The organism is uncultured Desulfovibrio sp., from assembly GCF_944324935.1.
In the GTDB taxonomy this organism is placed as follows: domain Bacteria; phylum Desulfobacterota; class Desulfovibrionia; order Desulfovibrionales; family Desulfovibrionaceae; genus Desulfovibrio.
The window spans coordinates 20,872-27,858 of the sequence record NZ_CALUYG010000087.1; the positions used below are offsets into that span (position 1 = coordinate 20,872).

Below are 6,987 nucleotides of genomic sequence, written 5' to 3' on the forward strand. Positions count from 1 at the left end.
AAGCACCACTACTTGTAGCTCGGGATAGGTTCCTTCACAAGCTTCAGATACTTACCGGTCGCGTAGGCTCCATCACGAACCTTGCTCAATTCTTCCTGGTTGATGCTGCCAACACTCGCAAAGAACTTCGCAATCTCGCTCTGCCAAGTCTGCGCCTTGCTCATTCCCTTGGAATCGTCAAACAGGGCAAGCTGCTGCTTCAGATTGAACACGGGATGCTTCTGCAAGTCCACCAGAGCGATCTCCTTGGAGTACTGCTTGCCAGCCCATTCGAGGTAAAAACGCTGGTACTCGGGCACAAGGCTTTCCAGAGGCTCGTTCTGCAGCATATTGACGGCACGCAGATAGATGCTCAGGAACTTGGCCACGATCTCAGGATTCTTTTCCGCATACTTGGTGTCGGCGATAAGGACGATGGGGTTGCCCACATTGACCATCTTGAGATCGCCAGCGATCTTCCAGCCCTTAGCCTGTCCGGCGTAGAGATGCGGAGCCCACAGGGCCACGGCGTCGCCTATGCCGTTATCAAAAGCGCCAAGAGCCTGCGCCTGATCCATGTTCTTGATCGTCACGTCCTTGTCGGTCAGGCCCAGAGCCTTGAGCCAGTTCGACAGGCCATAGTGCGCGGACGAAACCGTAGTCACCAGGATGGTCTTGCCTTTGACGGTCTCGGGGCTGCCAAGAACTTCAGGGAAATCCTTATTGTAGCCCTTGACCTTGGCAATGGGGCTGTCCGCACGCACCAGCACGGCGTTGGTCATGGATTCGTCATTGCCGATGGCAATAATGGACGTGTTGTAGCGCAGCGCGCCCATCATGGCAGGCACAGCGCCCATGCCGGCGAAGACCCACGATCCTGACGGAAGAGCGTTCAGGATGTCCATTCCCGAACCGAAGTACTGGATATCAAGGTCGAGCCCCACTTCCTTGTCCCATCCTTTCTCCTTGGCATACCAGATCAGGAAGGTTTCATGCTCATCCATCCATGCTGTTGGAACCTTTGTAAGCTTCGCTGCAAGGACGCCTGATGACATAGTTGCGCAAAGCACGGCAGCCATCACGAGGGAAAGGAGTTTTTTGAATCGCATAGAGATTTCTCCTTGCTTGTTTTACCTGGAAAGACACGTCTTTCGACCTATTCGAGAGCGTTCTTCCCGACAAAAATCATGACCATTCAGCATCAATCTCGATCATAGAAAGCATTGTCACCCAGTTGCCGCAAGCTTTTATCGCGCATATTGCGAATTCGATAAGCAACGTATTGCATGATGCATCCGCATGCCGCCACGAGGGCCACGACGGTCTTTGGCACATGAAGATACAGGCCTACCGCAGCCGCCGCACAGAGAATGAGTCCTGCCAACCTGACACGAAAAAGCTGCTTCAGTGTTTTCTCTATCAGCTCTTCCCGAGTTTTTTTTCCATCATATGGAATTGGTCGAGTCTCATCCTTCTTCTCAATTTTGGTCATGGTCAACTTCCTGACGCCATGCCAAATCAAGCAGGTGGCTGTTATGCCGACGATGACGCTGAAAAGCATATTCACAGCTACAGTACAAGTTCCGTGTTATCGGTTATGGTCGCACGCAGTTTGAGAAGATCTATATTCGTATGTTCTCGTGGGCGTGGCAAATCGATATCATAGCTTGTCTTGATGGTTCCCGGCAGTTTACCCTCCATCAATATGATTCTATCGCCCAAGTAGAGCGCTTCGTCAATATTATTCGTCACAAAAATTACCGTGCGCCGTTCCTGCTCCCAAATGCGCGCGGTCTCCTTCTGCATGAACATGCGGGTCTGCGCATCCAGCTGACCGAAGGGTTCATCCAGGAGCATGATGTTGGGAGAGTTGGCATAGGCCCGCGCAATTCCGACGCGTTGCTTCATGCCGCCCGACAACTGGTGGGGATAGTGATTTTCAAACCCCGTAAGCCCCACCATGTCAATATAGTGCTGACCAATATCACGGCGCTCGCTTTTAGGAATATTTCTGAGTTTAAGTCCCAGTTCCACATTATCGCGAACGGTTTTCCACGCAAACAGCATGTAGCCCTGAAAAACGATGCCCCGATCCGGTCCTGGCCCCACTATGGGCTGACCATCCAGAGTTACATAGCCAGTGTCGGGCGTTTCAAGACCTGCAAAAATTTTCAGCAGCGTTGATTTTCCGCACTGCCCTGGCCCGAGAATGACCAAAAACTCATTTTCGTAAACATCCAGTGTGACGTCCCTGATCACGGGGACTTCCTGATTCCCCTTTTGAATGAACGTCTTGCTGACATTGTCGCAATGAAGTTTCAGCTTGTGTGCCATTATGTCTCATTCCTTGTTGCGGCCGCCGAAGCGATTAAAGGTTTTCAATGGTGCGCTTCCACGGGCAAAGCTTCTTTTCCAAAAGCGTCACCAGCAGTGACGTGCCATAGGCCGCCGCCGCAATGAGCACCATGCCTCCCAGGACGAGGGTGGGTTGATGCGTATCCATGCCGCGCTTGATGAGAAAGCCCATTCCGTCACGCGAATTCATCAGTTCAGCTGCCAGCACACACGTCCACGCGGAGCTGAGTGAAATTTGCAACCCCGCGAACACCGCTGGGAAGGAGGCCGGGAAGCATACGTGGAAAATTTCATCTCGCCTGTTGCCGCCAAGCACCCTGACGACATCGTACAAGTCGGGATCGACCAGCCTCACTCCATTATACGCGTTGAGAAGGCAAGGGACAAAGGTTCCAATGATGATGATGAAGACCTTGGACATTTCGCCAATGCCGAACCAGAGGATGGCAATGGACACCCACGCGATGGGCGGCATGGGCTTAAAGAGGTCGAACAGAGGTTTGACCACAGCATTGACGTATTTGTTCAATGCCATGAACAAGCCAAGCGGTACAGCGACGATGCTGGCCGCGATGAAGCCTATAAGCACGCGCTGGGTGCTCGCCCATATATGTCCAGCAAGATTTGTGCCGGCGAATTTCATATAGGTAAGCATATAGAGCTGATCAACCACCTCGAGCGGCCTGGCCAGCGAATCACGAAAGATCTTTTCCTTGGCGACGTAATCCCAAATAAGCAGAAAGGCCACAATGGATACGACGTTGAGAAAATATTTATTCGTGATGAACTTGTAAAAGCTGAAGGGTTCGCGGTTCTTGGAGTGATCTATGGTTTCATTAGCAATTGAGGAGCCGCTCATGTTTACCTCCTGATTCCGGCCAACAGCTTCTTTTCAACACGGTCGATGATGAATCCGATGATGGCGCCTGAAATACCGACGCAGATCATCCCAAGGACGATGATGTCGGGCCGGCCGAGCCGTCCCCCCATCGTGATGAGGAAGCCAAGTCCCGAGTCGGCGGCCAAGAGTTCCGCCGCGACAAGATTGGTCCAGCAGTAGGCAAGTGCCAGTTGCAGCGCGCCAAAAACCATGGGAAGCGAGGAAGGAATACAAAGTTGGGTAAATATCTGCCAGTCATTGGCTCCGTATGTACGCGCCATTTGGATAAGCGTCGGGTTTGTCATGCGAACGCCGACATAGGCGTTGATGACGCAGGGGACGATGCCCGCAATCCAAATGATGAACACTTTGCCAGCCAGGCCAATTCCAAACCAAAAGACCGTAAGAGGTATCCACGCGATGGGCGGAATGGGCCGGATAAGTTCGAAAATTGGACGAAAAAGCCCCTCAACCACATTGAACCAGCCCATAGCCAGACCAAGCGGGATGCCGACGAGCAGCGCCAGCAAATAGCCGATAAAGGCTTCCTGCACGGACGTCCAAGCATGCGTGGCCATCACGGCCCCATCTGGGTTCGGGTTTGACAATTTATCAATGAAAGTGCTCACCACTTGGCTCGGCGACGCCAACAGTTCATTGGGGATGACCCCGGAGCTGACAGCGAACTCCCAAACGATGAAAAAAGCGGCGATGCTCACATACGGCAAAACCGTCAAGAGAAGCGGTTGTTTAACAGTTACTTCTTTATAAGCCATTGAAGATCCTCACCCTATGCTTTATCTGATCAGCGATTTCATTACCACCAGCGAATCAGCTCGGTTACCTCTTTACGCAATTCGATGAACTTGGGGTTCAGCAAGTCGCGCGGCCGAGGGAGATCAACGGGGATTTCCGCCTTGATCTTTGTCGGCTTGTTGGTAAGCACCAAAATTCTTTCCGCCACATAGACAGCTTCTTCTATGTTATGTGTTACAAAAAGCACTGTGCTGTTGAGCTTTCTCCAGATATTGACCAGCTCATCTTCAAGGTAAAAGCGCAGCTTTACGTCAAGCTGGCCATATGGCTCATCCATCAGGAGCAAGTCTGGATTGACCGCGAATGCCCGCGAGACAGCGATGCGCTGCATCATGCTGGCGGAAACCTGATTGGGGTACAGATCGGCGCATGAGGTCAGCCCGACAAGATCCATGATTTTGGTCGCCCTGGCCTCGCGCTCTTCCTTGCCGACCCCCTTCACCTCCATGCCGTAGGCGACATTTTCCCTCACCGTACGCCACGGCAGACATGTAGGCTCCTGGAACACGTAGGCGAGATTATGTTTTTTGGGATCCGCTTCCTCGCCGTTGATGTAGATGTTCCCTTCGGTTGTCGGCATCAGCTTCGACAATGTGTTGAGAAATGTCGTCTTGCCGCACCCGGTCGGCCCGACGATCGCGAGCAGTTCCCCTTCCTTGATGTTAAAGTTGATACCGTCCAGCACTGTCAAATCGCCGAATCGCTTGGTTAAATTTCTCACCTCAACCTTGTTTCGCGTTTGTTTTTCGTCCATCGTTTCCTCCTTAAGGTTAATACTGTTCTTTTTTTCACATTATTACAAGCCCTGAAGCCAAAAAATATCTCTTGAAATTTTTAACATATTGAAATTATTTAAAATTTTTTTCAACACAATAAGAAACAAATTGTTGCGTTTTCTTTCATTTTACTACATAATGTATCATAAACTTTTTACTTTCAAGGAGCGTGCCAATGAATCTCAAACGAATCATTCCCCTCATGCTTGCGGCTCTGTTCCTCTGGAGCGCCACCGCCTCCGCCGCGGAGATCTTCCGCGTGGCTGTGGGTGACCCTGAAGATTCCGAACAGGGTTATGCCGCCAAGGCCTTCAAGAAGTACATGGAAGAACAATCCAAGGGCCAGGTCGAAGTGCAGCTGTTCTTCGGCGGCAGCCTCGGTGACGAGAGCGAAGTCTTTCGTAACGTGCAGAAAGGCTCCCAGCCCTTCGCCGTGGGCGGCATCGCCAACCTCGTGCCCTTTGAAAAGCGCCTCGGCATCCTGACGCTGCCCTACCTCTTCGACAATCTGGACGAAGTGGTGGTCGGCACCAACGGCAAGCCCGCCGAACTGCTCAACAGCTACGCCACCAAGGCCGGCTTCCGCGTGCTGTGCTGGACCTACACGGACTTCCGTTACATCTCCAACTCCAAGCGTCCCATCAAGAAGATGGACGACATCAAGGGCCTGAAGTTCCGCGTGCCCCAGAGCGCCGTGCTGATCGCCTCCTACAAGGCCTTCGGCGGCAGCCCGACCCCCATCTCCTGGGCCGAGACCTTCACGGCGCTCCAGCAGGGCGTGGTGGACGGCCAGTGCTACGGCTACATCGGCTTTGAAGCCATGAAGTTCCTGGAAGCCAACCAGAAGTATCTGACCGAAGTTCACTACACCTACCAGCTCCAGCCCCTGGTCATGAGCGAGCGCGTGTACCGCAAGATGAAGCCCGAAATGCAGAAGCTTGTGGTGGACGCCGGCATGTACGCCCAGAACGAAGTGCTGAAGTACCAGAAGGAATACGGCGAAAAGGCCAAGAAGAACCTCATCGCCGCCGGTCTGCAGGTCGACGTCCTGGAAGACGAAGATCAGTGGAAGAAGGCCGCCATGGAAAAGGTCTGGCCCGAAATGGCCGACTTCGTGGGTGGCAAGGCCGCCATCAACGAATACCTCAAGGCTTGCGGCAAGCCTGAGTGGAAGTAAGCTCATCTGAGTGATGCCCGGGCCGGAACCGCCAACGATTCCGGCCCGCTTTTTCTCTTACGCGTCAGCCTGTGTCCCTGAAAAGCATACGGATGACGCACGAAGCGTTGGAGGAAGCGTGAAAAAGTTTGTCACCGCCCTTCTCGATCATTTCGAAAGCTATCTGTGTCAGCTTCTGCTGGTCTTTTTCGTCGTGATCGTCTTCATGCAGATTGTTCTGCGCGCTCTGGACATGTCCCTGCCGTGGACCGAGGAGATCGCGCGCTTTGCCTTCTTGTGGTTCATCCTTTTCGGCGCCTGCTACGCCACCCGCCTGTGCGCCCTCAACCGCGTGACCATCCAGTTCATGAAAGCCCCCAAATGGCTCTCTGACGGCTGTCTGCTGCTCAGCGATGTGGCCTGGCTCATCTTCAGCCTCATCATGGCCTATGAAGGCTACCGCGCCGTCATGGATCTGCGTGAATTCCCCTATGCCACGCCCGCCCTGGACTGGGACCTGGGCATGGTCTACCTCGTTTTCCCGCTCAGCTTCCTGCTCATGGCCGTTCGCATTATTCAGGTGAATATCATGAAGTTCATCCTGCATATCGAAATTGCCGACCCGGATCAGGAATCGGTCAAGGAAAGCCAGAACTCGCTGCTCGGCGGTGACGCCCAAAATGAAGGAGGCAAGGCCTAATGGAAGTCATGACTCCCCTTGCCACCGGCGGTTTACTCTTCATCATTTTCTTCATCCTGCTGCTCATCGGGGCTCCCATCATGGTGGGGCTGGGCATGGCCACCATGGCCTGCTTCCTTCTGCTGGGCATCGACCTCAGCATCATGGTGGAGCGCGCCTTTGCCTCACTGACGGCCTTTCCGCTCATGGCCCTGCCGGCCTTCGTGCTGGCCGGGGCCCTCATGGAAGCCTCGGGCATATCACGAAGACTCGTGAACATCGCCGAAAACATCGTGGGCCCCATCCCCGGCGGTCTGGCCATCTCCACGGTGCTTTCCTGCGTGTT

At 53.5% G+C, this 6,987-nt stretch carries 9 protein-coding genes; 3 read left to right on the top strand and 6 right to left on the bottom strand.

Features of this window, described 5'->3' with window-relative positions:
- Positions 1–8: 8 nt before the first annotated feature.
- From Q0J54_RS12080 to Q0J54_RS12105, 6 genes are all read right to left on the bottom strand, one after another.
- Complete coding sequence (locus tag Q0J54_RS12080; RefSeq protein WP_296306003.1) at positions 9–1,088, bottom strand: ABC transporter substrate-binding protein; 1,080 nt, start codon at positions 1,086–1,088, stop codon at positions 9–11.
- A 92-nt stretch (positions 1,089–1,180) separates the two neighbouring features.
- Positions 1,181–1,471 carry a hypothetical protein gene (locus Q0J54_RS12085; protein WP_296306006.1) on the bottom strand — a complete coding sequence of 97 codons (291 nt, stop codon included), beginning with the start codon at positions 1,469–1,471 and terminating at the stop codon, positions 1,181–1,183.
- A gap of 77 nt (positions 1,472–1,548) precedes the next feature.
- A complete protein-coding gene (locus Q0J54_RS12090; protein ID WP_289106890.1) occupies positions 1,549–2,313 on the bottom strand; it encodes an ABC transporter ATP-binding protein in 765 nt (254 codons plus the stop codon).
- A 34-nt stretch (positions 2,314–2,347) separates the two neighbouring features.
- A complete protein-coding gene (locus Q0J54_RS12095) occupies positions 2,348–3,193 on the bottom strand; it encodes an ABC transporter permease (RefSeq protein WP_289106892.1) in 846 nt (281 codons plus the stop codon).
- Positions 3,194–3,195: 2 nt separating this feature from the next.
- Positions 3,196–3,990, bottom strand: coding sequence for an ABC transporter permease (locus tag Q0J54_RS12100; protein ID WP_289106894.1), 795 nt, complete (start codon positions 3,988–3,990; stop codon positions 3,196–3,198).
- A 41-nt stretch (positions 3,991–4,031) separates the two neighbouring features.
- Positions 4,032–4,784 carry an ABC transporter ATP-binding protein gene (locus Q0J54_RS12105; protein ID WP_296306011.1) on the bottom strand — a complete coding sequence of 251 codons (753 nt, stop codon included), beginning with the start codon at positions 4,782–4,784 and terminating at the stop codon, positions 4,032–4,034.
- Between the two features lie 197 nt (positions 4,785–4,981).
- Here Q0J54_RS12105 and Q0J54_RS12110 point away from each other — a divergent pair, with 197 nt between their 5' ends.
- From Q0J54_RS12110 to Q0J54_RS12120, 3 genes are all read left to right on the top strand, one after another.
- Positions 4,982–5,983: a TRAP transporter substrate-binding protein gene (locus tag Q0J54_RS12110; RefSeq protein WP_296306013.1), complete on the top strand. Its 1,002-nt coding sequence runs from the start codon at positions 4,982–4,984 to the stop codon at positions 5,981–5,983.
- Between the two features lie 118 nt (positions 5,984–6,101).
- On the top strand, positions 6,102–6,662 hold the full coding sequence (locus Q0J54_RS12115) for a TRAP transporter small permease (RefSeq protein ID WP_296306015.1): 561 nt from the start codon (positions 6,102–6,104) through the stop codon (positions 6,660–6,662).
- Positions 6,662–6,987, top strand: a 326-nt coding sequence (locus Q0J54_RS12120; RefSeq protein WP_296306017.1) for a TRAP transporter large permease subunit, incomplete at its 3' end; no start/stop codon positions are given. The genes Q0J54_RS12115 and Q0J54_RS12120, both read left to right, overlap by 1 nt.